The organism is Parabacteroides sp. AM58-2XD, assembly GCF_003463685.1.
Classification (GTDB): Bacteria; Bacteroidota; Bacteroidia; order Bacteroidales; family Tannerellaceae; genus Parabacteroides; species Parabacteroides segnis.
Window position 1 is genome coordinate 63849 of the sequence record NZ_QSDP01000001.1, and the last position, 25664, is coordinate 89512.

Consider the following 25664-nt stretch of genomic DNA (forward strand, 5'->3'; position numbering starts at 1 on the left):
TATCCATTGATAGATTATCGAAAAAGATTTTCTACCTTTGTCAACAGTATTTACAGAAAGCAAAACGATTATTTATGAATTTCAGCGAACAGTGTTACCGGATATTTGAACAGGCTACGAAAGCGTATCATGTTTCTGATGATGTGGATGCAACCATGCATAATCCGTATGAGGTAAAAAGTATAGAGTTTTATCTTTATTTGAAAAACTGGATTGATGCTGTACAGTGGCATCTGGAAGATATCATCCGTAATCCGGCAATTGATCCGGTGGAGGCAGTGGCTATCAAACGTCGTATAGACAAGTCTAATCAGGACCGTACCGACTTGGTGGAATTGATCGACAGTTTCTTTCTGGATAAATACAAAGAAGTGAAAGTATTGCCGGATGCGACGATCAATACGGAAAGTCCGGCATGGGCGGTCGACCGGTTGTCTATCCTGACATTGAAGATTTATCATATGGCCGAAGAGGCTAACCGTCCCGATGCAACTCCCGAGCATAAAGCGAAATGTGAAGAAAAGCTGAACGTGTTGCTGGAACAGAAGGTTGACCTGTCAACGGCTTTGGACCAGCTACTGGCTGATATAAAAGCAGGACGTAAGTACATGAAGGTGTATAAACAAATGAAAATGTACAATGACCCGGCATTAAACCCTGTGTTGTACGGGAAAAAATAAAACGGAATGAAATGGCAAAATACTTATTATGCGACTCTCTGCATGGGGTATTTTGCCTGGTTTCGATGATTTTCTCTGTCGCTAAAGCGAATTATACTGAATGGTCTTGATGGCAAATTGATGTTGTTTTTAGGAATAATATATCTTATTGTCTTGTTTTAGGCAGTTGCTGTGATTGTAATGTTTGTCAGGATAATTGAAATAGGAGAGTCTAGTATACAATATTTAACATCGTGTCTATTTATATGAATTTCCAATCACCGTTTTAAATAAATTGTCATCTCGTTTAAAACGAATTTTTTTCATTTTAAATGAGATGAGGGTTTATTTAAGACGAAATATTTGTTAAATTCAGTCGGTGAAACTTTTTTGATGAGCCTTTTCCCCTTTAAAAACTATGCTGTACAGCAGATTTAAATTCCAGATGAAGCGAAAAGTTGTATTGGGTTTAAATATCTAATTCATATATTCATTTAGTCTTTTATATCATCATTTATGAATATTGACTATTGATAGATCAAAAGGATGTATTTGTGCAGTGAAAGTCTGAATAAGGATATTTGCTATCTTCTCCTGGGTGAGATAAAAGGTGCTGTGTCTGGTCAGGACTACATACAGCTTATTGCTGATAGGGGTAATTTGACATTTTGATAAATACGACGATATCCTGTCGTAACAACGATTGCTGTGACAATATGACAACGACATGTAATGAATTCAGATAACTTATTCCGGAAATAATTTATATCTTTGTGAACAGTATTGATAGAAGTTACGAATCATGAAAATGTATTAAATTCATTACATGGCAAAAATACTTGTTATAAGACTTTCTGCTATTGGCGATGTTGCTATGACGGTTCCAGTGATCTACTCTGCCGCCAAAGCAAACCCCCAACATACGTTTACTGTACTTACGCAGGCTTTCCTGATACCTGTTTTTATGAACCGTCCGGCAAATGTGGACGTGATCGGTATCAATACGAAGGCGGCAGAAAAGACATTGGGCGGATTGCTCCGGTTTGCCTCTGCGTTGGTCAAGTATGAGTATGATGTCGTATTGGATTTGCATAATGTGATCCGTACCATGATTATCCGAGGTATGTTCCGGATAAAAGGGAAAAAGGTTTATGTTGTGGATAAGGCAAGGAAGGAACGGAAACGGCTGACCGAGCGTAATCATAAGGAACTGAAACCCTTGCGTCCGGTGATAGAACGCTATGCCGATGTGTTCCGTGCTGCCGGTCTGAACTATACGGAAACTTTCACATCCCTTTATGAATCGAAGCCGGCCGATTTGTCGGCTATGGAAGCCGTGGCCGGAACAAAGACCGGTAAATGGATTGGAATTGCCCCGTTTGCCAAGCATCGCGGAAAAATCTATCCGGTGGACGATATGGAACAGGTTGTCGCTCGCTTGTCGGAAAATGAAGATTATACGATCTTTCTGTTGGGAGGTCGTGGTTATGAAGAAGCTGTTTTGGAGCAATGGGCATTCCAGTATCCGCGTGTAAAAAGTGTCGTCGGCCGTTATTCGCTGGATAACGAACTTGCTTGATCAGCCGGTTGGACGTATTGCTTTGTATGGACTCAGCCAATATGCATTTCGCTTCTCTGGTCGATACAAAAGTGATTTCGGTCTGGGGAGCAACGCATCCCTATGCCGGATTTTACGGTTATCATCAGGACCCGAAAAATGCCGTTCAACTCGATCTTCCTTGTCGTCCCTGTTCAGTCTTCGGCCAGAAGCCTTGTTTCCGGGGGGATTGGGCGTGCATGACACAGATTACGCCGGAGATGATTGTGGATAAGATAAATTCCACCTTGCAGAAATGAAAGTAGTAACGAATCCGGCATATCCTTTCCTGGCAGATTTTTTTTGTCATTTATCCGACCGTTTTGAGACGGAAGGAATCACGATATATGAGGGACGAAACGTGTTGAAGCGGTTTAATATCGAAGGATGTGAACTGGTGGTGAAGAGTTTCAAGGTCCCGTTCTTTGTCAATCGGGTTGTTTATACGTTATTCCGGAAATCAAAGGCCAGGCGTTCGTATGAATATGCTTTCGAGATATTGAAGCGGGGGAGCAACACGCCGGAACCTCTTGGATACATAGAAGAATATAAACATGGCCTGTTGAATCATAGCTATAGTGTTTCTGCGTATAGCGGAGCTCCGATATCCGGGAATACATGAACGGACAGCTGAAGGATAAAACCTTGTTGACTGCATTAGGTGTTTTTATAGCCAGTCTGCATCAGGCTGGAATTTTTCATATAGATTTATCACCGGGAAATATCCTGTATTATAAGGAACAGGAAACTTTTCGTTTCACTCTGGTAGATATCAACCGGATGCAATTTAAGAAAATAACAGTACAGGATGCGATCAGGAACTTTTCACGGTTGGCCATTTCCCGTGAAGCATTGTCATGTGTCACCTGTGAATATGCACGGATTCGCGGGTTGGATGAGGACTCTTTTGTACGGCAGACTAATCAATACAGTGATCGTGTTTATAAAAAGTACGCTTCCCATCTGGCATGTAAAGCCTGGAGGAAAGAGGGTGGAAATTGGTTTACCCAACCTTATTTCCAGTACGTCATGGCGAATCTGTTCAGTCATTGTCCTCTTTTCACGAAGGCTGTGCGAGATCGTTTCCATAAAAAACGTATCCGGATTTATACCTCTTGCATATTGCCGTTTGATTTCCGTAAAGTCTTTCCTGAAAGCTCTCAGGAGGATTGATCCTCTTTTTTTTGTGATTGGGAGGTCCAGCCTGTTATCTGTGAGCAGTGGCTGATATAATATGATTCTTCTTCCGACAGATTTTTAGAATCGTTATACCATGGCTTATGTTCAGCCTGATAAGGGTATGCCGTGCGGTATGCCTCAACCGACCGGCTTCTGCTCAGTCCGACATGCGGTCGGTAAAGGGCGAAAGTCGTATCGATGGGAGCCCGGAATAAACCGTTTTCGGTCGGACGGGCATAGTATTGTTTTTCCCAGTCAATTACTTTTTGCTTATGCTCGTACTGATCCGGCAGATTATCGATCCGTAATGAAAAACCGATTTTGCGGGCAAACGGATGCGCTTTCAGTTCTTTCAGGAAATAATCGATGAAATCGTCCGGACAATCAGCTATGGGGATGACATCTGAATCCGTATAGATATAATAGTCATTACAAAATTTCTTCTTCAACTCTGATTTCCACAAAGCCTTGAATCCGAGGTTCTCTTTAAGCCGGAATACGGTAAAGGGGCATGTCTGGTAATATTCCAGCAGAGGCGGGTAGGTTGAAGCGTTATCCAATATATAAATACGCGTATATCCTCTTGAAGTCAGACTGTCCGTCAATTGGATGAGTGTTGTCAACCGGTTGAAGTTATTGATGATAATAGGGATGTCCTTCCCGTTTGATATGTGGGATGGTATTATCTTTCCTTTGAGGAAATAATAATAATTCGCGATGGCTGTAGTCAGTTTCTTTAGCATATAGAGTAATAATTTATTTAGATGCTCTGATTAATCCTCTGCGTAAATAAGGGGGCTGCATGTCATGATTGTGTGTGTAGATCATGTAGCCTTTTGAAAAACTTGTTTTGAATCCGTTACCCTGCAATATGTCCGTTAATACAACTTCATCATCATGCCGGTGATAAGTACATAACGCAATTTGCATGGATTTATTTTCATTTATCAGACGTTTTGCCCCGTACAATAGATCTCGTTCTGCTCCTTCAACATCGGCTTTTATAAAATTCACAGAGGAGTCGTCAGAGAAAAACGAATCGAGAGTTATGCAGGTATCGGTATCTTTATTTCCGACAAATTTGTGAATAATGGATACTTTCTCTTTCCAGGGTTCAAATGTTTTTTCCAGAGCCTCTATCCAGTCGTTATCTGTTTCAAAAAGATAAACATGTTGTACTTTATCTATTACACTGAGCGAAAAGTTCCCTTCCGCAGCTCCGATATCTGATAGAATATCATTGTCTTTAACATTGAAATTTCCATCGGTATAACGGTGAGGAGAAGCTATGTCTTGTTCTGCTTGCAGGGCGTTGTAGGCACGCTGTATCCGCTTTACGGACCATTTACGTTTGAAATAAAGTCTTTTCTCTTCGTGCAGGACGTATTTTAGCTGAGAGTCGTCATCCGTGAAAACCTGAATGTCTTTCGCTTTGTACTGCTCCGTAAATGATGAAAGAAATGTTGTTATAGGATGTGATCTTAAGTATCCGATTGCTTCTTTCTGCTCATTGGATAATGAATTTTGCGGAAGAGAATCGAAATAAGACAGGATGACTTTTCTGAATAATTTTCTGCGGAGGCCGTGGGGTAAAATCCGACATTTGTAAAAAGAAGATAAAGCGAACATGATTGATCTGTTTTGATAGGTTTATTATATTTATTCTTGGAATGAGATGAATTCTGTCTGTACATAATATCCGGACAAAGATAATGATTTTCTTTTGTATGGTAGGTTGGAAGGCATGCATATTCTTACTGAATATTTTGCAGCTAAGAATCCATTCTCTACCTTTGTGGGGTAAAAGAGAGAAGAGATAGGCATTCTTTTCATATTATAAACTATATATGTATGATTCCGAAAGTAATTCATTTGTGCTGGTTTAGTGATGATCCTTTTCCTGTTGAAATAAAAATCTGTTTGGCAAGTTGGAAACGAATATTGCCGGATTATACGGTAAGGCGCTGGACGTATGCTGATGCGATGGCTATTGGCTGCGATTTTATAGTGGAGGCATTGCATGCTAAGAAATGGGCTTTTGCGGCAGATGCTGTACGTTTTTATGCGATTTATAAAGAGGGAGGAATATACATGGATAGCGATATGCTTGTAGAGAAACGCTTCGACTCTTTTATACCTCAGCATGGTTTTGCAACGTTTAATGAGCTGTGGGGTACGCTTTTTTTACAGGCTGCTTTCCTGATTGGAGAACAGGGAAATGCTTATTGTAAGGAGGTTTTTGAATATTACAACCAACGTCATTTTCTATTGCCTGACGGAGCTTTCGATATGTTGATCTCACCCAAGATTATGACGATGATTGCTGAGAAAAAAGGATATAAGAGGGAAGATGTCGAGCAGCGTTTGGGAGATGATATAATTATCTATCCAAGTTGCTACGTTTCTCCGTGTAAAACAATCAGATATCCTGAGGCTTTTGCCTGCCATCAGGTGTATGGCAGTTGGCGAAAACGTCGCTTCGGTAGAAAAATTGAGCGATTTTTAAAGCATATATGCCTTGTGGTTCGTTTTGCATTATTCAAACGGTAGAAAAAAATTGGATACGGAGAGTCTGAAAAGACTCTTATCGGCTTGGAATATCTAAAAGTGGATAATCGGTTGCCAGAACTTTTTCATTTTCCGTTTATACCATGAATGGCATCCGAAAGGTAACTGTCCGCCTGTCAGCTTATAACAGTAAGCCGGATATTTATCGAAGGCGAATCGGATTGCTTCCATAGCTTCCGGATAAATGAACCCTGTTGCTTCTGTTGCCCAGAACACGTCTTCATTATAGAGGTGATGCCGGTCTTGCGCCAGGTAGAAATTGATACGGTCTGCCTGTTCGCGGGTTACCCGGTAGTGGCTGTCGGTTTTGCGTAATGATAATCCTCCGTTCCCGATTTTGTTGTAGAGGTCTTGTTTGGATGGCTCTCCTTTTTGCCGGTGGTAGATATGTGCCAGATGCATAATGGTGGAGATAATGGGAAAGCGATATACCGGTTTTTGCAGCCAGGGAGCACCGATGTAATCATAGCCTTTGCTGCACCATTCCTTTAACTCATCCCGGAAAACAAAGGCATCCAGTTGGTAGATCAGTATATAAGTGCTGTCAAGGAACCGTTCGTAAAAAACGGAAGCAAGCATTAACCGGTTGTAACCACTGATCCCTTTAAAATAAGCATCATCGAATGACGTAAATGTCAATCTGGGAAATTCAGCCTGTAGTTCTGAAAGGTCCAAAGACTCGGGCTTTATTACAACCAGCGGATAAGCCTTTAAAATATCGTATGCCTGCATCAACGAACGTTTTTCCGTCGCAGTGAACGTATTTTTATAGATGGGTATGATTACTTTTACTAACTCCACAATTTACTACTATAACTTGTTATTGCGTCCAAAGATAACTAAAACTAAATAATTTGATCTAATCATGGTTGAGTGATTTCTGATCGAATGTAAGAAAAATCATTTCATAACAAATCTTTAACCAGACCAGAATACAGAACCATGACTTTACTACATATGGATGAACTATAGCCCTTCGGAAAAAGGGAGGTGTTAATTCCGTTGTAGAAATAGCGACGACGATAATGGTTAGTATAAGCAACCAATAGTTCAGTTTTTTATTTGAAGCAGGTGAGTTGACATACCAGATACCAACTCCGAGCATGGCCGTTACATAAGAACTAGCCTCGCTTCCGGAACTGAACAAGACTGTGAAAAGCAGTACATTGGCTAGTAGCAGGAAACGGAAAGAGAGACTTTTGTATTGCCTGATACGCAGATATGGAATAAAAAATAAAATGAGTCCGGGAACTATCAGCCATAAGTCGCTGTAATCGGGATTTCCGGATACCCTCCTGACTAATCCCAGTAAAGATACATTCTGTGAAATGGCGAACATATTATGTGAGTTTTTCTCAGTGATGGCAATAAACCAATCCTGATACTGGCTCATCGTATATTCCAATCCAAAGAAAGGAATCGGGAATATGAATAAAAGGATCGTCCAGAATAAACAAGATAGTAAGAATTTTATCTTGTGTTTTGAGAAAAAGAAGAAAGCCAGTCCGACAATTGAATATATTTTTACAAATGTACCGAGCAATATGACAAATGCTGCCCAAAAATCTTTTTTCTTTTCGATAAAGCAAAGGCCAACAGGATAAAGGCAGCGACAGATATATTGAATTGCTGGACTAACTGGGCTGTTATCAATTCGATATAAGCAGTCCAGCATATTATCGCTTTTTGGTTTTTTGACAGGGGCAGTTGCTGTATGGCGTAAAATAGCAGGGCTGTATTGGCCATTACCCATAATATCATTCCCAACCACTGGGGGAGAATGGCAAAAGGTGAAATGATAAAACTGAATATGATTCCGTAAAGATTGACGTCGCCATATTCTTCAGGATAAGGACCGTATAATGTGAGTCCGTGTATCGCGTGATTGTAAACACCTTCAAATATCTTGTAATTGTTGAACTTTCCGATAATCAACTTGGCTATGACTGTAATTGCTGCTGTAACCAGCCATATCGCAAGAATCGTTTTGTTTTCTTTCAGTTTAGGATTATGTAGAAAGGAGGTTACAAATTTGAGTTTACTGTTTATTTGAGGTCTGCTACTTACTATTCCCATTTTGTATTATGTTTTGTTGAAATGAAGAAAAGGTCATAAAAGTATAGTCCTTTTTTATAGAGAAGGATATCAAATCGTCCAATCGTTTTATCATACCTTCTCCCGAATGATTGGTTATGATAAATGGTAAATTCCATTTTTTCAGATTGGTAAATTCCCAGGGGTGAAAATAAGTAACAATGTAGCCATCGTGTTTCAACGTTCTCTGAAATAACCACCGATAGACTTTAGCCGGGAGGTTATGGTAGGCCAGCCAGAATAGAGGAAAACGGAAAACAGGAGAAACAGATGCAGGAAGTTGCAGGACGTCATCTTTGTAAAACCACGTGCGGGGTTTATCCAGGTGGTTGTATCTTCCTGGAATACATGTCGGGTTTAATGAAGAATTATATGTATATCCTGCTTTTTTTATTTCTTTTTCATCGATCGGCATCATACGTGCCATACGGAATCCTTTTACAGGCTGCCCGGTTTGTTGCTCAAGAAATTCGCGGGAGCGTTTCAAATCTTCCATTTCAAATGAAGAATGATAGTATCCGTGTGAGGCGATCTCATGACCGTCCTGTAGGATGTTCTCGATGATTTCGGGAGCGTGAGCAGCGAAATTGGCCGTGCAGAAGAAAGTGGCATGTATCTGGTGTCTTTTAAGGCAAGCCAATATCTTTCTGGTCCCTTCGATAGACACAGCCATTTGTTGTTCAAATGGCACTTCTATCCCATGTTCCAGGGGAACATCGAATTCTTCAATATCAAAACTGAGTAAGATCATTGCTGAGTAAAATTGAAAAAAAGTTTACCATTTCACGTTTTAGCACTTTGAATCCCATGTCGGATACTGTCAAGCCATCCCTGATACGTGACTGTACGGCCTGTATGTTCATTTTTTTCCGTTGAGCCTTGTATATGAACTCAGTATCAAACAAGAAGCTATTAACTTTTGTTGATAAAAAAATCGTTTTGCCTGAGCGGTTGAATCCTTTGAGTCCGCCTTGAGTATCACGTATTTTTAAACGAAGGAAAACTGCGTTGCATAAATGGGACGATTCGGAAAGAAATCTCCGGAAAGGCGGTAAATTTTTTGGTAATTCCTGTCCCTTATGGCAACAACGATATCTGCTCCGTTGAGTAATGTGTTGATTACCTGTCTGAAAGAACTATCTGTGTAGGGGAAGTCATAGTCGGTATATATGATATATTCCGATTGACAATGCCGCACAGCTTCACGCAGAGCGTATCCTTTCCCTCTGTTGGGACGATAGTCAATTACTTGGACTCCGGGGATTCCGTTTTTTAATGCGGCAACTACTTCCGGTTCGTATCCGCGTTTAGAACCGTCACTAACAATAAGCAAGTGAAAATTTACAGGATTAAACAAGGATTGTATCTCTTTGAATTTCCTGATAACCTTTTGCTCCCAGCCGGAAGGTGGGTTATAGCAAGGTAAAATAAGATCAATATCAGCTCTGCAATTCATCTTCTATTTCTTTAATCAACTCTATAGGTAAACAGATGCTCTACGTAAATATCTGATGCAAAGATATGATATTAAATTACTTGTATTGATGTTTAAACTAATTTGTACGGATATTGACAGACGTTTACAGTGTTGGCGTATAAATAAATATACAGAAATAAGTTGTATCTTTGCCTATCATTTCAGAACGGAAAAGAAGAATAAAATAAATGGAAAATATAAAGGTTGCAATTATTGGCCTGGGATATGTCGGGTTACCGTTAGCGCATTTGTTCGCAACCAGATATCCGGTTGTTGGTTTCGACATTAAGCAGGATCGGGTTGAGGCCTTAAAGAAAGGGCAGGATATAACGATGGAAGTCTCTGACGGAAAACTGAAATCTGTTTTATTGTCTCACTTACCGGAATTTGATGAAACAGGGCTCTATTTTACATCTGCTCCTTCTGATCTTCAGTCATGTAATTATTTTATAGTAGCTGTGCCTACTCCTGTAGATAGTCATCATAGTCCGGATTTGACACCTTTATATAAGGCCAGTGAAACAGTTGGGCGTGCATTATCAAAAGGGGATATTGTTATCTATGAATCAACTGTTTGTCCGGGCATTACAGAAGAGGAATGCGTTCCGATTCTTGCAAAGACTTCAGGATTGGTATATAATGAAGACTTTTTTGCCGGTTATTCTCCTGAGCGTATCAATCCGGGGGATAAGGAACATACGGTAGAGAAAATTATGAAAGTAACCTCCGGCTCCACACCGGATGCGGCGGAGAAGGTAGATGCGCTATACCGTTCTGTAATTACTGCCGGAACATTTCCGGTATCCAGTATCCGCGTGGCAGAAGCATCTAAAGTGATTGAAAATACGCAGAGGGATATTAATATTGCTTTTGTAAACGAGTTGTCTAAAATTTTCCATCTGTTGGATATAGATACAAACGAAGTGTTGGCTGCTGCCGGAACGAAATGGAACTTTCTGCCGTTCAGACCGGGGTTGGTTGGAGGTCACTGCATTGGTGTCGACCCTTATTACCTGATCCGGAAAGCGCAGGATTACGGATATCATCCCGGCCTGATCCTGTATGGGCGTCGTATCAATGATACGATGGGCGAATACATAGCCAACCGTGTGGTGAAATGTATGATTAAAAAGGATGTACCGGTTAAGAATGCGGAAGTGCTGGTGTTGGGTTTTACCTTCAAGGAAAATTGTCCGGATGTGAGGAATACAAAAGTAGGGGATGTTGTCCGTGTATTGAAAGATTACGGCATCAATGTCTCTGTGTATGATCCTTGGGCTCGTGCGGAAGAAGTCCGGGATGAATACGGAATAGAGTTGACCGGGTCTTTATCCGAAGGCAGGAAGTATGATGTGATTGTACTGGCTGTGGCTCATAAAGAATTTCTGGAACTTGACATCCCGTCGCTTGTCAGTGAAAATCACGTAGTATATGATGTAAAAGGTTGTCTGAATCCGGAATGGGTGGACGATCGGTTGTAAATATAAATCCACAACATTATAGAATGAAAACAAACATACTTTTTTCCCTCCTTGTTTTTTGCTGTAGCTTTTTTACAATCTTTCCTGCCAATGCAGATTGGAGGGATAAAATACCCTTGTTAAAGTATTCTCCCCGTTATTTTGGTGCGAATGCTTTCCCTTTTCCGGAATTGATGGGCGGGAAGTTATCTCCGCGCTGGGAGGTCGAATTAAGAGGTGAATATCATAAAATGACCGGGGATAAGACGAAAGACGTTTTTGCCCGTTTGTATATCCCTATAGCCAAAGGACGTGCCGGTGTATCGCTTTACGGGGTGATTCAGGAATGGTACGAAACATCACCGGAAGTGCGTGACGAGCGTAATGCTGTCGATGTGAAATCTCCGATCCCTTGTCATGGGGATTTTATATTGAGTTGCCATTATCAGGTGCTGAAAAGTGAGAAATGGGTGGATATCGTGGTAAATGCAACTCTGAGAACAGCCAGTGGGGGACGTTTGTGTGATGCCCGTTATACAGATGCGGCTGCTTATTGGTTCGATTGTAATATTGGACGGACGTTGTGGCAGAATCCGGAAAAAAATGCCTCTGTCCGTTTACAGGGAATGGCCGGTTTTTACTGCTGGATGACGAACGATCTGATACATCGGCAGAATGATGCTTTGACATATGCGATAGGGGCACAGGCTACTTATCGTGGTTTTACATTGAATTGTGACTATACAGGCATAAAGGGGTACAGAGGAGACGGGGACAAACCGATGATTGTCCGCTCAAAACTCAATTATGAGATAAAAAAGAACATTATCTCTTTCGGTTATAAACACGGTATACAAGATTATCTTTACGATAGTTTTTCGTTGGCCTATATCCGCTGTTTCTGAAAACCATCTTGAAGGAGGATTTTTCTGTTATTTCCGTCCGAAATCAGCCGGAATTTCCCCCCACACCGAAGTCTCCCATTTCAGGATCGTTGTAGTATAGGTGTTTGTATTCAGCCATTTCTCGGCACGTTCGATCAGATCGAAGATTTGCTCGTTGACAGGTTCACGTTCCAGCAGAGTCTTGCATTTCTTCTTTTTGACCCAACTGATCGCATTACGGCTATCCGAATAAATAGGCAGGTTGCTTCCTTTCTGCTTTAACAGTGCCAGACCATGAACGAGTGCCAGAAACTCGCCGACGTTGTTTGTCCCTTTTTTCAAAGGTCCGATATGGAAAATCTCTTGTCCGGTGGCTGTGTAAACACCCCGGTATTCCATATCCCCCGGATTTCCGCTACAGGCGGCATCTACCGCCAGGCTTTCGTTGATCGGTTTTCCGACAGGTGCTTTCGGTGCCAGATTGGCGGCAGCTTTGGCTGACGAAGCAGTTTTCAGGTAATGCGTATATCCTTTCTCAAAGGCTTCAACGGCCTCTTCGCGGGTTTCGAACGATTTGTATTTCGCTCCTTCTTGTCCTTCCACCTGCATTTTACACTCTGCCCAGTTGTCGTAAACACCTGGGTTAAGTCCTTTCCACACGACATAATATTTGTTCTTCGCCATCTTCTATATTCTTCGGATATGATTTGCAAAGGTAATATTTTGTTACTTTTCTATTGAAAGAAAAGTAATGAAGAAAAAAAACTTTACATTTGCGGTAAACAATCATATACGAGATGAAGCGTATTTTTTTGATAGGTTATATGGGAGCCGGAAAGACGACGGTCGGCAAAGACCTGGCCAAACGAATGGGGCTTTCTTTTATTGACCTGGACTGTTACATAGAAGCCCGCTACCATAGAACGGTCGGGCAGATATTTGCTGAAAAAGGGGAGGCGGCTTTCCGTGATATTGAACGGCGGATGCTCCACGAAGTGGCCATGTTTGAAGATGTACTGATCTCTACTGGCGGTGGTGCTCCCTGCTTTTTTGACAATATGGAGTTTATGAACGAAACAGGCTCAACCGTTTATCTGAAGGTGTCGGTGGAAGAGTTGGCTAAACGTCTTGAAATCTGTAAATCGACTCGCCCCGTACTGAAAGGACGTTCCGGTGATGAGTTGGTTGCATTTATTGCCGAAAGCCTGGAGAAAAGAACTCCCCATTATATGAAAGCTTCAATCGTGTTTGATGCCGAAGTGATGTTGACGGAAACGGATGTGCATGAGATTTCGGAAGCATTGGAAAAAATAGTATAATATATAATGTAAGGCAGTTAGGAATTGCCGGCCGTGGAATCGTATTATGGAAGCAACAGGAGACAAACAGCTTCAGGGTTCATATATTACACAGGAACTGTTGAAGGAATTGAATAAGGTAGGTAATCGTTTACTGATTGGTATCCCTTGTGAACGGAAAGAGGGGGAAAAGCGGCTTGCGCTTACTCCTGAGGCTGTTGACATGTTGACCGATCGCGGACATCGTGTATTGGTAGAGTCGGGTGCCGGGTTGGGGATCAATTACTCCGATAATCACTATTCCGAGGCTGGTGCCGAGATTGTCGCTACTCCGGCGGAAGTTTTTCAGGCGGATATTATTTTGAAGATACTTCCTCCTCTACCTCAGGAAATCCTGTTGATGAAACCTCGTTCTACTGTCTTTTCCATGGTGCAACTCAATCTGTTTGCTCAGGACGCTTTTGAACTGATGATGGCCAAACGCATTACGGCAATCGCTTATGAACTGATGTCGGACGATCAGAAAAGGTGTCCTATCCTGAATGTTATTTCAGAGATAGAAGGGACAGCTTCTATTACCATTGCTTCCGAATTGCTGAGTAATACCCAGGGAGGAAAAGGTATTTTGCTGGGAGGAATCCCCGGAGTGTCACCGACTGAGATTGTGATCGTCGGTGCAGGAAATGCAGGAACCGTGGCTGCCCGTGCTGCTTTGGCGCTAGGTGCATCCGTTAAGGTTTTCGATGATGATATCAACAAGCTGCGCACGATTCAGCAAGTATTGGGGCAAGGTTTGTTTACTTCGACTTTTCATCCGAATGTATTGCATAATGCTTTCCGTACGGCGGATGTAGTGATCGGAGCTATGCGGTATATCAATACACGTTACCGTTATGTGATTGCGGAAGAATTGGTCAGGACTATGAAACGGGGTTCTCTGGTGATTGATCTGCGTATCAGTCAGGGTGGTTGTTTCGAGACAACCTGCTGTCTGGCTAAATCCGATCCGACCGTTTTTGAGCAATACGGTGTATTACATTATTGTATACCTAATATAAGTAATCGGGTGGCACGTACCACCTCGATGGCTTTCAGTAATATATTTGTACCCATCTTTCTTGCTTTGGGAGATGCCGGGACAGTCCAGAATATGATAAAGTCGGATGATGGCTTTCGTTCAGGTGTTTACATGTATTGTGGGAAACCTGTAAACAATTACGTGTCTAATCATTTTAATTTATCATCAAATAACCTGGATCTATATCTTTCTGCTTTTTAAGCCTCAAAAGTTTTGAACTAGCCAAGTTTATTCTTTACTTTGCGGAAATCTAACTACAAACAAGCGATTAAGCTAATATAAATAATTATGGCAGAACAAACAAAAGTAACAACGTTGGAGAAGGTTGTGATCCGTTTTTCGGGTGACTCCGGAGACGGTATGCAGTTAACCGGAACGATCTTTTCTAATCTGTCGGCTATTTTTGGAAATGAGATTTCTACATTTCCCGACTATCCGGCGGAAGTACGTGCTCCTCAGGGAACACTGAGTGGTGTATCAGGATTCCAGGTGCATCTGGGATCACGTAAAATTTTTACTCCTGGTGATAAGGCGGACGTTTTAGTCGCTATGAATCCCGCCGCTCTGAAAGTGAATGTGAAGCATATCAAACCAAATGCAATTGTTATTATCGATACCGATTCATTCAAGAAGAGTGATCTGGATAAGGCTTTGTACACAACGGACGATCCGTTCAAAGAACTGGGTCTGAACAGTGTGCAGGTTGTCGCTGCCCCGATCTCTACGATGGTGAAAGACGGTTTGGCAGAGTTTGGCTTGGATAACAAGTCTGCGCTCCGTTCAAAGAATATGTTTGCCCTGGGCCTTGTTTGCTGGTTGTTTGACCGTCCTCTGGAAGAAGCCATGAACATGCTTCAGAATAAATTCGCCAAGAAGCCGGTGATCGCACAGGCTAATATCAAGGCGTTGACAGACGGTTATAACTATGGTCACAATATCCATGCGTCAGTTTCTACTTATCGTATTGAAAGTAAGAAAGCTGAACCGGGATTCTATACGGATGTAAATGGAAATAAGGCTACTTCCTACGGTCTGATTGCTGCTGCCGAAAAAGCCGGCCTGCAACTTTTCCTGGGTAGTTATCCTATTACTCCGGCGACTGATATTTTGCATGAATTATCTAAACGGAAAGATTTGGGCGTAATTACCGTTCAGGCTGAAGATGAAATTGCCGGTATTTGTACGGCTATCGGTGGTAGTTTTGCCGGTTGTCTGGCTGCTACATCGACTTCCGGTCCGGGTTTGGCGTTGAAGAGTGAAGCGATCGGTCTGGCTGTAATAGCAGAATTGCCGCTGGTTATCATCGACGTACAGCGTGGAGGTCCATCAACAGGTATGCCGACAAAGAGTGAGCAGACCGACCTGATGCAGGCGCTTTACGGACGTAACGGTGAAAGTCCGCTGGTAGTGATTGCCGCTTCTACTCCGACAGACTGTTTCGATGCAGCTTACTGGGCTGGTAAGCTGGCTGTAGAACATATGACTCCGGTTATCCTGATGACGGATGCTTTCATTGCAAACGGTTCGTCTGCCTGGAAATTACCTGATCTGGACAACTATCCGGAAATCAAACCGAACTACGTGTCCAACTATCAGGGAGAAAAGCCCTGGAAGGCATATCGTCGTGATAAAGATACACAGGTTCGTTACTGGGCTATCCCGGGTATGGAAGGATTTGCACACCGTTTGGGTGGTCTGGAGAAAGATTACGATACAAGTGCTATCTCGACCGATCCTATCAACCATCAGAAGATGGTTACCACCCGCCAGGCAAAGATCGACAAAATTGCTGATTTTATCCCGGAACTGGAAGTGCTCGGAGATCCCGATGCCGACCTGTTGCTGGTAGGCTGGGGCGGTACATACGGTCATCTGTATGAAGCAATGGAAACAATGCATGAACAAGGCAAGAAAGTGGCTTTGGCCCACTTCAAATTTATCAGTCCGCTTCCGAAGAATACGGCAGAGGTACTTTCCAAATATAAGAAAGTGGTTGTTGCTGAACAGAATAACGGACAGTTTGCCAACTACCTGCGTGGTAAAGTTCCCGGATTCAATCCGTACAGATTCAACCGCGTGAAAGGACAGCCTTTCGTTGTTGCGAGATTAGTTGAGGAATTCACTAAAATATTGGAGGCTTAAAAAATGACAGATATAAAATTCGAACCGAAAGATTATAAAAGCGACCAGTATGTACGTTGGTGTCCGGGTTGTGGAGACCATGCCGTATTGAACTGCTTACACAAAGCGATGGCGGAAGTAGGAGTGGCTCCTCATAATATGGCCGTTATCTCGGGTATCGGGTGTTCTTCCCGCTTACCTTATTATATGAATACATACGGTTTCCATACCATCCACGGACGTGGTGCTGCAATAGCAACAGGTGTGAAGACTGCCCGTCCCGACCTGAGTGTCTGGCTGATCACCGGCGACGGCGACTGTCTGGCTATCGGTGGTAACCATTTTATCCATGCCGTACGTCGTAATGTCGACCTGAACATTGTTCTGTTCAACAATAAAATTTATGGTCTGACCAAAGGACAATACTCCCCGACTTCCGAACGTGGCTTCGTTTCTAAAAGTTCTCCTTACGGAACAGTGGAAGACCCGTTTATCCCGGCTGAACTGGCTTTGGGAGCACGCGGAAACTTCTTTGCCCGGGTGATCGATGTGGATTTGAAGAATACAACTGAAGTATTGGCTGCTTCTGCACGCCATAAAGGTGCTTCTGTCACGGAAGTGCTGGTGAACTGTGTAATTTTCAATGACGGCATTCATAAGAGTATCGTTGATAAGGAATATCGTGCAGACCGTACCATCTTCCTTCGCCACGGCGAAAAGATGATTTTCGGAAAAGAAGGTAACAAAGGTCTTGTGTTGGATGGTCTTAAACTGAAAGCCGTTACGATCGGTGAAGGTGGCTATACAATGGATGATGTGCTGGTTCATGATGCCCATGAAAAAGATACGACACTTCATATGATGCTGGCTATGATGAAAGATGATATGCCTATTGCCCTGGGTGTTATCCGCGATGTGGATGCTCCGGTATATGATGAAGCCGTTCATCAACAGATCGAAGAGGTACAGGCAAAGAATCCTACCCGTAAACTGAAAGACTTCTTAATGAAGGGTGAAGTTTGGGAAGTGAAATAAGATTTTATTATAATAACTGGAATAGGAGGGGTGATCATATGGTCATCCCTTTTTGTATATCTTAATTTAATCAATATATGTATTGATTTATAGAATATTGCATGGTTTCGTTATGAATGAAATAATTTTTTAGGATAAAAGTGAGTATAAAATAAAGATTTCTGTGTTCTGATAAAAAAGCAGTAAACATAGAATGAATAAAGATTATACAAAATATAGATCAGAGGAGCTATTAGAGGATGACTTTTTCGTCCAGTCTAATCTTTCTCCCTCTTTGGAAACGATTCACTTTTGGAAAAAGCAGATTACTTCCGGATTGGATGAACATGAATACCAATTGGCGGTATTTTTCCTTAATTCGGTAAGAGTGAAAAAGTCACAGATGAGCGAGGAAAGACAGGGACAGCTATGGGAAAATATTATGCAGTTGAATAAAAAGCAGGAATTGATTCGTAATCGTCGATTCCATGCATTTATGTATTCTGTTGCTTGTATTGCAGTTTTGGTTATATTCTCAATTTCATATATATATATTAATACAGAAAATGTTCTGGATGTAGAATCGATCGCACAGATAATGCCAGTTATTCCCGAAACAGATGAAATACAATTGGTAATGCCCGATAAGCAAATCCCCATCAGTGGACAAGATTCCAAAATCGAACATGATAAAAAAGGTACAGTTGTTGTTAATTCGGAAAAAATAGCGGAAGTTATTGATAAGTCAGACAAACGGTCGGAAGAATTTAATCAGTTGATCGTTCCGAATGGGAAACGTTCGACATTGGTATTTGAAGATGGAACAAAGGTTTGGGTGAATGCCGGAAGTCGTGTTGTGTATCCGGTTACATTTGCGAAAAAGAAAAGAGAAATTTATGTGAATGGTGAAGTCTTTTTGGAGGTGACTCCGGATAAAAATAAACCCTTTATTGTGAAAACCAATAATATGAGTGTTCAAGTATTAGGTACCTCTTTTAATGTAATGGCTTATGAAAAAGATCTGTCGACTGCTGTTGTTCTGGTGACAGGATCGGTGCAGGTTAATATAAAGAATGAAGAAGATTTTCGTTTAAAACCGAGTGATATGTTGTCTTTCTCTGGAGGCCGAGGTGAAGTGAAACAAGTAAATGTCGAAGATTATATTTTATGGAAAGATGGGCTTTATACTTATAGAAGCGAAAGCCTGTCTGTCATTTTAGACCGTTTATCTCGATATTATGGAAAAAAGATTAGTTATCAACCGGATGTAGCTACATTGAAATGTTCGGGAAAGCTGGATATGCAGGAAGATTTGGATGTTGTGTTAGACGGATTGACAAAGACAGCTCCGGTTGTATGTAAAAAAATAGATGAAGAATATGTATTAGTCAAAAAAGGTGAATAGAGGTTGTGTTTGTGGTTATCTTGCATTTTGATAGAATAGTGTTAACAACTTAAATCAGCGATGCCTATGAAGAATGTGTGATGAATAGATTATAAAAATTAACGTGTAAGTACGTACTTACAAAGAAGCCGGATAACACTGCCATGTTATCCGGCAAGATTTCTAGATTAACGAGTTAAAAATTAACCATTAAAATCATTACAAAGATATGGTAAATAAGCAATTCTCCAATTTTTGGAGTATTAAATATCGAATTATGAAATTGGCTACAGTGTTCCTCATTATAGGGATAAATGTAAGTTTGGCTAACAATACATATTCGCAGTCAACAATGCTGTCTTTGAAAGTAAACAATAAGACAGTGACAGAAGTTTTTTCTGAAATAGAGAAACAGAGTGAGTATGTTTTCTTTTATTATGACGGGGTATTGGATGTTAATCGAAAAGTAAAAGTAGATGTATCCAACCAAACAGTGGATGTTGTATTAAAACAGTTGTTTGCTGGTACGAATAACACTTTTGTAATAAAAGATCGTCAGATCTTTATTTCTAAGAAAAATTCCGATAGTTTGGTTGGTCCCTTACCAGTAAAAAATCAGAATAGAAATACTTTCAGAGGCAAGGTCTTAGATGAGTTCGGTGAACCGTTACCTGGAGCTGCCATTCAGGTTAAGGGTAGTACTCGTGGGGTAACAACTGATTTGGATGGGTCTTTTGAACTGGAAGTAAGTAAATCGGATCGATTGATTATTTCATTCCTTGGAATGGAAGATCAAGAAATAGTGGTAGGTAACCAAAACGATATCGTTGTTAAGATGAAACCGAAAGCAGATGAACTGGAGGAGGTTACAATCGTCGCTTTTGGTAAACAAAAAAAGGAGAGTGTCATTGGTGCAATTACAACACTTTCGACGGATAATATAAAAATGCCGGTAGGGAAGATTTCTACTAGTTTGGCTGGTCAATTGGCAGGCCTTGTTGTTACACAAACTTCCGGTGAACCAGGGGCTGGTGCTAATTTTTGGATTCGTGGTATTAGTACGTTTGGTGCAAATGACAGACCTCTGGTTTTAGTAGATGGTATAGAGCGTTCTTTGGATTTAGTAGATGCTGAAGATATTGAATCTTTGTCGATTTTGAAAGATGCGACAGCTACTGCGGTATATGGCGTGCGTGGTGCAAATGGCATTGTATTGATTACAACGAAAAGGGGAAAAGAAGGAAAGCCTTCTATCAGAGCAAATGTAGAATATGGTTTGTCTACTCCGACAGTTATGCCTAAAACTGCCGATGCGGGACAGTGGATTGATTATTATAATGATATTTCTTTGGATGCGTATGGTCGTCCGGCTTATACTCCGCAACAAAAAGAAATGTTCTTGAATGGAACGGATCCTGATTTATATCCGAATGTGAATTGGATGAAGGAGATATTTAAAAACATGTCTAATTCACAGCGCGTAAATTTAAATATATCTGGTGGGGGAAAGAGAATTCGTTATTACATATCAGGTTCTTATTATTCGGAAGGCGGTATTTTTAATGTACAGAAAAATTCTCAATATGATGCATCTCTCCGTTATAACAAATTTAGCTTTCGGTCGAATTTAGATGTAGATTTATCTTCTTCGACTGTGTTGAATTTGAATTTGTCTAATCAATATGAAACAAAGAATAGACCGGGAACAGGATTGGGAGATTTCTGGATAAGATGTATAGATGTTCCTCCAATAACTATGCCTACGGTGTATTCTGACGGAACAATATCTTGTTATCCGGCAAGTAACAATCCTTATAATATGTTGAATAATTCGGGATACTCAACCGATTTTTGGAACAATACACAGTCATTGATTGGATTAACTCAGGATTTTTCAGAGTTGATAACAAAGGGGCTGAAGGCAAATGTGAAATTTGCTTGGGATGCATATAATGGGGCAACATTGGATAGAAAAAAATCACCAGCAACCTTTTACGCAACAGGACGTGATGAGGAGGGTAATTTGATTTTTCACAAGAATTCAGATGGTAGTGATTATATTGATTTGACAAATAAAGGCTATTCCGGAAATAGATCTTGGGCCTTAGAAGCATCTCTTACTTATGATCGTGTTTTTAATGATGTACATCGTGTAGGCGGATTATTTCTTTATAATATGAGGGAATATAATGATAATGTTCCAGGAAGTTATATCGCTGCGTTTGCCCATAAAAATCAGGGTATTGCAGCACGTGCTACATATTCGTTCAGAGATACCTATTTCATTGAAGGAAATTTTGGTTATAATGGTTCAGAGAACTTTTCTCCGGGACATAAATTTGGTTTTTTCCCTTCTATCGCTGCAGGATATTTGATTAGTAATGAAAATTATTTTTCGGGATTGAATTCTGTTGTTGACCTGTTGAAAATAAAAGGATCTTATGGGTTGATTGGTAGTGACGAAATTGGAGGACAACGTTTTGCGTTTAATTCTGAAATGAGTTGGACAGGAGGATATCAGTTTGGAGAAATGAAAGAGAATTGGATTAGCGGTATTGCTACGGGTCGGATTGGAAATCCTAGTATTTCATGGGAAACTGCAAAAAAATTGAATGTAGGTCTGGAGATGGGATTTTTTAATAAGTTAAAAGCCCAAATTGACTTTTTTCATGAGAAAAGAGAAGGCATTTATATAGAACAAGAAAGTGTTCCTTCTGTTGTTGGAAATAATATTCGTCAATGGATCAATTTAGGAAAAATGCAAAATGGAGGAGTTGATGCATCTTTAGAGTATACTCAGAATATTAATGATTTTATGATTCAGGGACGTGCTAATTTTACGTTTAATCGTAATAAAAAATTATATGATGATAAACCTACTCCAGTGTGGGCTTATCGTGAAGATGTTGGGGTTCCTTTATATCAACAGCGCGGATTGGTTGCTATGGGATTATTTGAATCAGAGGAAGAGGTGAATAACAGTCCCAGACAGTTGGAGGAGCGAAACCGGGTGATATTAAATATAAAGATATAAATGGTGATGGAATTATTGATACGAATGATGAAATTGCTATAGGTAGAACACATATCCCTGAAATTAATTATGGTTTTGGTCTCAGTATGGGATGGCGTGGTTTTGATTTATCATTCTTCTTTTCAGGAGTAGGAAATGTCACTCGTATTATACAAGGTGGTGCTATTTGGGGAGTTGGAGGTAATATAGAGGCTTTAGGTGGTTTTTTTGCTGAGGTTGCAGAAAATAGATGGAGGCCGGATAATCCGGATCCTAATGCAAAATATCCGAGAATGTATATGGCCCCAAGTCAAAATAATACTCAACCGTCAACATTTTTTCAACGAGATATGAGCTTTTTACGATTGAAAAACGCTGAATTCGGCTATACGATTCCTAAAAATTTAACAAAGAAGATCGGTCTTTCAACAATGCGCTTGTATATACAAGGTCTTAATTTGTTGACTCTTAGTAAGTTTAAAATGTGGGACCCGGAACTGGATACTAATTCAGGAATGGCGTATCCAAATATGACAGTTGTGAACTTTGGTTTGAATGTTAATCTTTAAATATATAGGTTTGATGAAGCGATTAAAATTATATTTGTTATTGTTATTGGCTCCATTTTTTCCTTCTTGTGAAAAATATATGGAGGTAGAGCTTAACAATCAGATTTCAATAGATGAGGTTTTTGATAAACGTAGTACTACGGAAGCTTATCTGGCACAAGTTTATGGTTTTCTTCCGGATGAAGGATACCCATTGGGAAATGAAGGTAGTGGTATACCGCGTAGTGATGAAGCTACTTTTTCCTGGCCAAATTTGGATTATACGCCAATGAATAATGGTACTTACGGAACGGATTATTGGGCGTATCAAGTTTGGGCGGATTATTATAAAGGAATAGCACAAGCTACTATTTTCATGAATAATGTGCATCGTTGTACAGAACTTTCAACGGAACAAAAAGATATAATGCATGCAGAGGCTCGTTTTATCAGAGCTTATATGTATTCATTACTTTTACGAGATACGGTCCGGTTTTTATTTGGGGTGATCAGGATCCTGATCAGGCAATCAAGCCAGAAACAATTGATAGGCATTCGTTAGATCAGAATGTGGAATTTATTTTATCCGAATGGGAAAAAGCAATAGCTGTATTACCACTTGAAATTGAATCGCCTCAGTGGAAAGGGCGTATAACAAAAGGAGCTGCGATGGCCGCGAAATCCCGGTTGACATTGTACATGGCTCGTCCGTTATTTAATGGTTGCGAATTGTATAAGGGTATGAAAAATATGTATGGAGATTTTTTATTTCCTCAATCAGAAGATCCTGCAAAATGGGATGTTGCAGCAAAAGCAGCAAAGGATGTAATTGATTTGAATTTGTATGCTTTATATGAAGACACGGAAGAGAATGATCAATTTCGCAAATATATCAAATCTTATATGGGAGTAATGTTTAAAAACTGGAATTCAGAGGTTATTTGGGGACGTTGGTCTAGTGCGTGGGATTGGCAGGTAAGATGTGCTCCTCCTCGTGTTGTTAAGGAAGGTTATGGGGGTTTTTGCCCTTCTTTAAAATTGGTTGATACTTATCCGATGGCAGAGTCCGGTCGTTATCCTGTTACAGGTTACGAAGCTAACGGTAATCCAATTATTGATCCGAAGTCAGGATATCAGGAGACCGGTTTTACTTCTCCATATAGACATCCTTTGGATACATTCGTAACGATTAATGCTCATAATAGTTGTGTAGGACGCGATGCTCGTTTTTATGCCTCTGTTTTGGCCAATGGTATGTATTGGATTAATACATTTAAAGGACAAAAATTGGTTACGTTTTATGATGGAGGAACCTCTTCTTATCAATCTTCAGGCGATGTGGTGAAAGTTGGGTATTTGTGGAGAAGAATGAATAATCCGGAAAATAATATAGAAGAAAACAGGTGGGGGGAATTTTGTTTTCCAACGTACCGTTTAGCCGAGATTTATTTAAATTATGCTGAAGCATGTAATGAAAAAACTTCTAGGGACGAGGCGGAGGCTTTGAGATATATTAATAAAGTGAGAAACAGAGTTGGATTGAATAATCTTGAAGTTGCTTATCCGGAAGTCAAGGGAAACAAATTGTTACTTAGAGAATTAATTCTGAAAGAACGCATGGTTGAGCTGGCTTTTGAAGGGCATCGTTTCCATGATATTCGTACATGGATGATTGCTCCGAAAGAGTTTAACGGTCCATATTATACACGCAATGTATTGTCTAAAACTTATGAAGGGTCATGGACACGTACAGATCAAATTTTTAATTATGAAATGGTTTTCGAAAATAAGCATTATTTTCAACCAATTCATGATAATCAAAGGAAAGAGATGGTTAATATGACTCAGAATTATGGTTGGTAATACAAATTTAAAGAATCATATAAAATGAAACTAAGAAAATATATATCACAATTCATTGTCTTTTCATTCCTGTTTGTGGGCATAATTGCCTGTGAGGACTATAGGTCTCATAATATGGTGGATGATACAGTTTATTTGTTGAAGCCGGATTATAATCAAATCAACGTTTTCCAATGGGGAAATTTTGATTATGATTTATGTGTTATAAAAAGTGGAGTAGGTCAACAAAATGCCGAGTTGGAATTAGTTGTTGATCAGGAAGTACTGGATACCTATAATATAAAGCAAGGAACAACCTATAAGGTCTTACCGGAAAATTGTTATACTCTGAAAAATTCTAAACTTGTAATTTCAGAAAAGGAATCATCTAAAGCTTTTGAATTCGTTTTCGATTCAAAGAAGATTCTAGAATTGCAGGATGATGGGAATATTGAATTTGTATTGCCTTGCCGCATCATCCCTTTAAATGCAATTTCGTCTGATCAGGATCGAATGTATACGATTATAGCTCCTTCTGTGAAAATGCCTTATATTGAATTTGCGAACTCTTCGTCATTGAATGTGGCAACAATTGATCCTACATCTTCTAATGAAGAAAAGTTTATCGCTAATATACAAACGAATTATAATAATAAATGGGATCTGACATATATATTGGGTATTGATCCGGATGCTTTGATCCCTTATAATGAAGATAGGGTATCAAAAGATATGAAACCTGTTGAATTATTACCGGCTGATGCTTATACTTTGGTAGAAGATACGTGGAAAATTCCGGCAAAAGCAAATGAAAAAGATTTTGAGTATGTCCTTCACAAGAATAAGCTGCAAGGAACAGATGGTTCTTATAAATTTGGAGAATATGCTATTCCTGTACGAATTGAATCCGTTTCTATGCATGGAATAAATCCGGATAAAGCAACTTTGATTTTACCAGTCTCTTTCCAGCCGATAACATTTGATCGTGCTACCTGGGAAGTAATTGATTGGTCTAGTGTAAGAGATGATGATGGCGGTGGCGTGAATACTGTATTGGACGGGAATTTGGATACTTATTGGCATAGCATGTGGGAGCCAGATGCAAGTTTACCACATTATTTGGTAATCGATATGAAAAAAGAGCGGGATGTGATGGCTATTGAATTGATCAGGCGTAAGAACAATTCGAATACTAAGTATGTGACATTCGAGTTAAGTACAGATGGAGAGACATTCGAACAGGTGTGTGATATGGATTTTGGAAATGCCGATAATTATGTATCTTCAATGGAAAAAACGATTGTTCCTAAAAAAGCGCGGTATATAAAATGTATCGTACATGAAAGCAACAATCCTCCTCACGCCAGTATTGCTGAAATCTTGGTGAAAGGTATTGATTGATTTATAATGAATATAGTGGCTTGGGGATATGTTTCTATATCCCCGGT

General features: G+C 40.3%; 21 protein-coding genes and 3 pseudogenes. 17 read left to right on the forward strand and 7 right to left on the reverse strand.

Features of this window, described 5'->3' with window-relative positions; translation table 11 throughout:
• Positions 1–74 precede the first annotated feature (74 nt).
• The 4 genes and pseudogenes from DXA15_RS00275 (at position 75) to DXA15_RS00290 (ending at position 3429) form a co-directional block, all read left to right on the forward strand.
• Positions 75–680 (forward strand): DUF4254 domain-containing protein, encoded by a 606-nt coding sequence (locus tag DXA15_RS00275; RefSeq protein WP_046145740.1) that lies wholly within the window; start codon positions 75–77, stop codon positions 678–680.
• A gap of 805 nt (positions 681–1485) precedes the next feature.
• Positions 1486–2516 (forward strand): annotated as a pseudogene (locus DXA15_RS00280) (glycosyltransferase family 9 protein).
• A complete protein-coding gene (locus DXA15_RS00285; protein ID WP_128132744.1) occupies positions 2513–2878 on the forward strand; it encodes a hypothetical protein in 366 nt (121 codons plus the stop codon). The pseudogene DXA15_RS00280 and the gene DXA15_RS00285 overlap by 4 nt, the downstream one beginning before the upstream one ends.
• Positions 2875–3429 (forward strand): lipopolysaccharide kinase InaA family protein, encoded by a 555-nt coding sequence (locus DXA15_RS00290; protein WP_128132745.1) that lies wholly within the window; start codon positions 2875–2877, stop codon positions 3427–3429. The genes DXA15_RS00285 and DXA15_RS00290 overlap by 4 nt, the downstream gene beginning before the upstream one ends.
• On the opposite strand, the gene DXA15_RS00295 is transcribed toward DXA15_RS00290, so the two are convergent.
• Both DXA15_RS00295 and DXA15_RS00300 read right to left on the reverse strand, forming a co-directional pair.
• Entirely contained in the window at positions 3417–4178 is a 762-nt protein-coding gene (locus tag DXA15_RS00295) for a glycosyltransferase (RefSeq protein WP_009860680.1), read from the reverse strand. The genes DXA15_RS00290 and DXA15_RS00295 overlap by 13 nt on opposite strands.
• A gap of 13 nt (positions 4179–4191) precedes the next feature.
• On the reverse strand, positions 4192–5064 hold the full coding sequence (locus DXA15_RS00300) for an FkbM family methyltransferase (protein ID WP_009860681.1): 873 nt from the start codon (positions 5062–5064) through the stop codon (positions 4192–4194).
• Between the two features lie 222 nt (positions 5065–5286).
• Here DXA15_RS00300 and DXA15_RS00305 point away from each other — a divergent pair, with 222 nt between their 5' ends.
• On the forward strand, positions 5287–5985 hold the full coding sequence (locus tag DXA15_RS00305) for a glycosyltransferase family 32 protein (protein ID WP_128132746.1): 699 nt from the start codon (positions 5287–5289) through the stop codon (positions 5983–5985).
• 51 nt (positions 5986–6036) lie between these two features.
• Here the strand turns inward: DXA15_RS00305 and DXA15_RS00310 are convergent, their stop codons facing one another.
• From DXA15_RS00310 to DXA15_RS25645, 4 genes and pseudogenes are all read right to left on the reverse strand, one after another.
• Positions 6037–6804, reverse strand: coding sequence for a DUF5672 family protein (locus tag DXA15_RS00310; protein ID WP_046145735.1), 768 nt, complete (start codon positions 6802–6804; stop codon positions 6037–6039).
• 58 nt (positions 6805–6862) lie between these two features.
• Positions 6863–8079, reverse strand: a pseudogene (locus DXA15_RS27815) (glycosyltransferase family 87 protein).
• The gene (locus DXA15_RS00320; protein ID WP_046145734.1) at positions 8063–8848 is read right to left on the reverse strand and encodes a polysaccharide deacetylase family protein; all 786 of its coding nucleotides are present in this window, start codon (positions 8846–8848) and stop codon (positions 8063–8065) included. Before DXA15_RS00320 ends, DXA15_RS27815 begins: the two are co-directional and overlap by 17 nt.
• Positions 8849–9085: 237 nt before the next feature.
• Positions 9086–9553 carry a glycosyltransferase gene (locus DXA15_RS25645; RefSeq protein ID WP_233566589.1) on the reverse strand — a complete coding sequence of 156 codons (468 nt, stop codon included), beginning with the start codon at positions 9551–9553 and terminating at the stop codon, positions 9086–9088.
• A 209-nt stretch (positions 9554–9762) separates the two neighbouring features.
• Between DXA15_RS25645 and DXA15_RS00330 the strand changes: the two genes are divergently transcribed.
• Entirely contained in the window at positions 9763–11055 is a 1293-nt protein-coding gene (locus DXA15_RS00330) for a nucleotide sugar dehydrogenase (RefSeq protein WP_046145732.1), read from the forward strand.
• Between the two features lie 116 nt (positions 11056–11171).
• Complete coding sequence (locus DXA15_RS00335; protein ID WP_232312399.1) at positions 11172–11939, forward strand: hypothetical protein; 768 nt, start codon at positions 11172–11174, stop codon at positions 11937–11939.
• Positions 11940–11966: 27 nt separating this feature from the next.
• Here DXA15_RS00335 and DXA15_RS00340 read toward each other — a convergent pair whose 3' ends face one another.
• On the reverse strand, positions 11967–12602 hold the full coding sequence (locus DXA15_RS00340) for a viroplasmin family protein (RefSeq protein WP_009860689.1): 636 nt from the start codon (positions 12600–12602) through the stop codon (positions 11967–11969).
• A gap of 113 nt (positions 12603–12715) precedes the next feature.
• Between DXA15_RS00340 and DXA15_RS00345 the strand changes: the two genes are divergently transcribed.
• From DXA15_RS00345 to DXA15_RS00380, 10 genes and pseudogenes are all read left to right on the forward strand, one after another.
• On the forward strand, positions 12716–13237 hold the full coding sequence (locus DXA15_RS00345; protein WP_010801356.1) for a shikimate kinase: 522 nt from the start codon (positions 12716–12718) through the stop codon (positions 13235–13237).
• A gap of 46 nt (positions 13238–13283) precedes the next feature.
• Entirely contained in the window at positions 13284–14495 is a 1212-nt protein-coding gene (locus DXA15_RS00350) for an alanine dehydrogenase (protein WP_046145730.1), read from the forward strand.
• Between the two features lie 87 nt (positions 14496–14582).
• Positions 14583–16436: a 2-oxoacid:acceptor oxidoreductase subunit alpha gene (locus DXA15_RS00355; RefSeq protein WP_048313986.1), complete on the forward strand. Its 1854-nt coding sequence runs from the start codon at positions 14583–14585 to the stop codon at positions 16434–16436.
• Positions 16437–16439: 3 nt separating this feature from the next.
• Positions 16440–17450, forward strand: coding sequence for a 2-oxoacid:ferredoxin oxidoreductase subunit beta (locus tag DXA15_RS00360; RefSeq protein WP_009860693.1), 1011 nt, complete (start codon positions 16440–16442; stop codon positions 17448–17450).
• Positions 17451–17643: 193 nt separating this feature from the next.
• Positions 17644–18834: a FecR family protein gene (locus tag DXA15_RS00365; protein WP_128132747.1), complete on the forward strand. Its 1191-nt coding sequence runs from the start codon at positions 17644–17646 to the stop codon at positions 18832–18834.
• 256 nt (positions 18835–19090) lie between these two features.
• Entirely contained in the window at positions 19091–21847 is a 2757-nt protein-coding gene (locus DXA15_RS00370) for a TonB-dependent receptor (protein ID WP_233566591.1), read from the forward strand.
• Between the two features lie 86 nt (positions 21848–21933).
• On the forward strand, positions 21934–22395 hold the full coding sequence (locus tag DXA15_RS25650; protein WP_233566592.1) for a hypothetical protein: 462 nt from the start codon (positions 21934–21936) through the stop codon (positions 22393–22395).
• 79 nt (positions 22396–22474) lie between these two features.
• Positions 22475–23010: pseudogene (locus DXA15_RS25655) on the forward strand (RagB/SusD family nutrient uptake outer membrane protein); the annotation flags it as partial.
• Positions 23011–23286: 276 nt separating this feature from the next.
• Positions 23287–24237 (forward strand): RagB/SusD family nutrient uptake outer membrane protein, encoded by a 951-nt coding sequence (locus tag DXA15_RS25660; protein WP_233566616.1) that lies wholly within the window; start codon positions 23287–23289, stop codon positions 24235–24237.
• A 24-nt stretch (positions 24238–24261) separates the two neighbouring features.
• A complete protein-coding gene (locus DXA15_RS00380; protein ID WP_122326758.1) occupies positions 24262–25617 on the forward strand; it encodes a DUF1735 domain-containing protein in 1356 nt (451 codons plus the stop codon).
• The last annotated feature ends 47 nt before the right edge of the window (positions 25618–25664 follow it).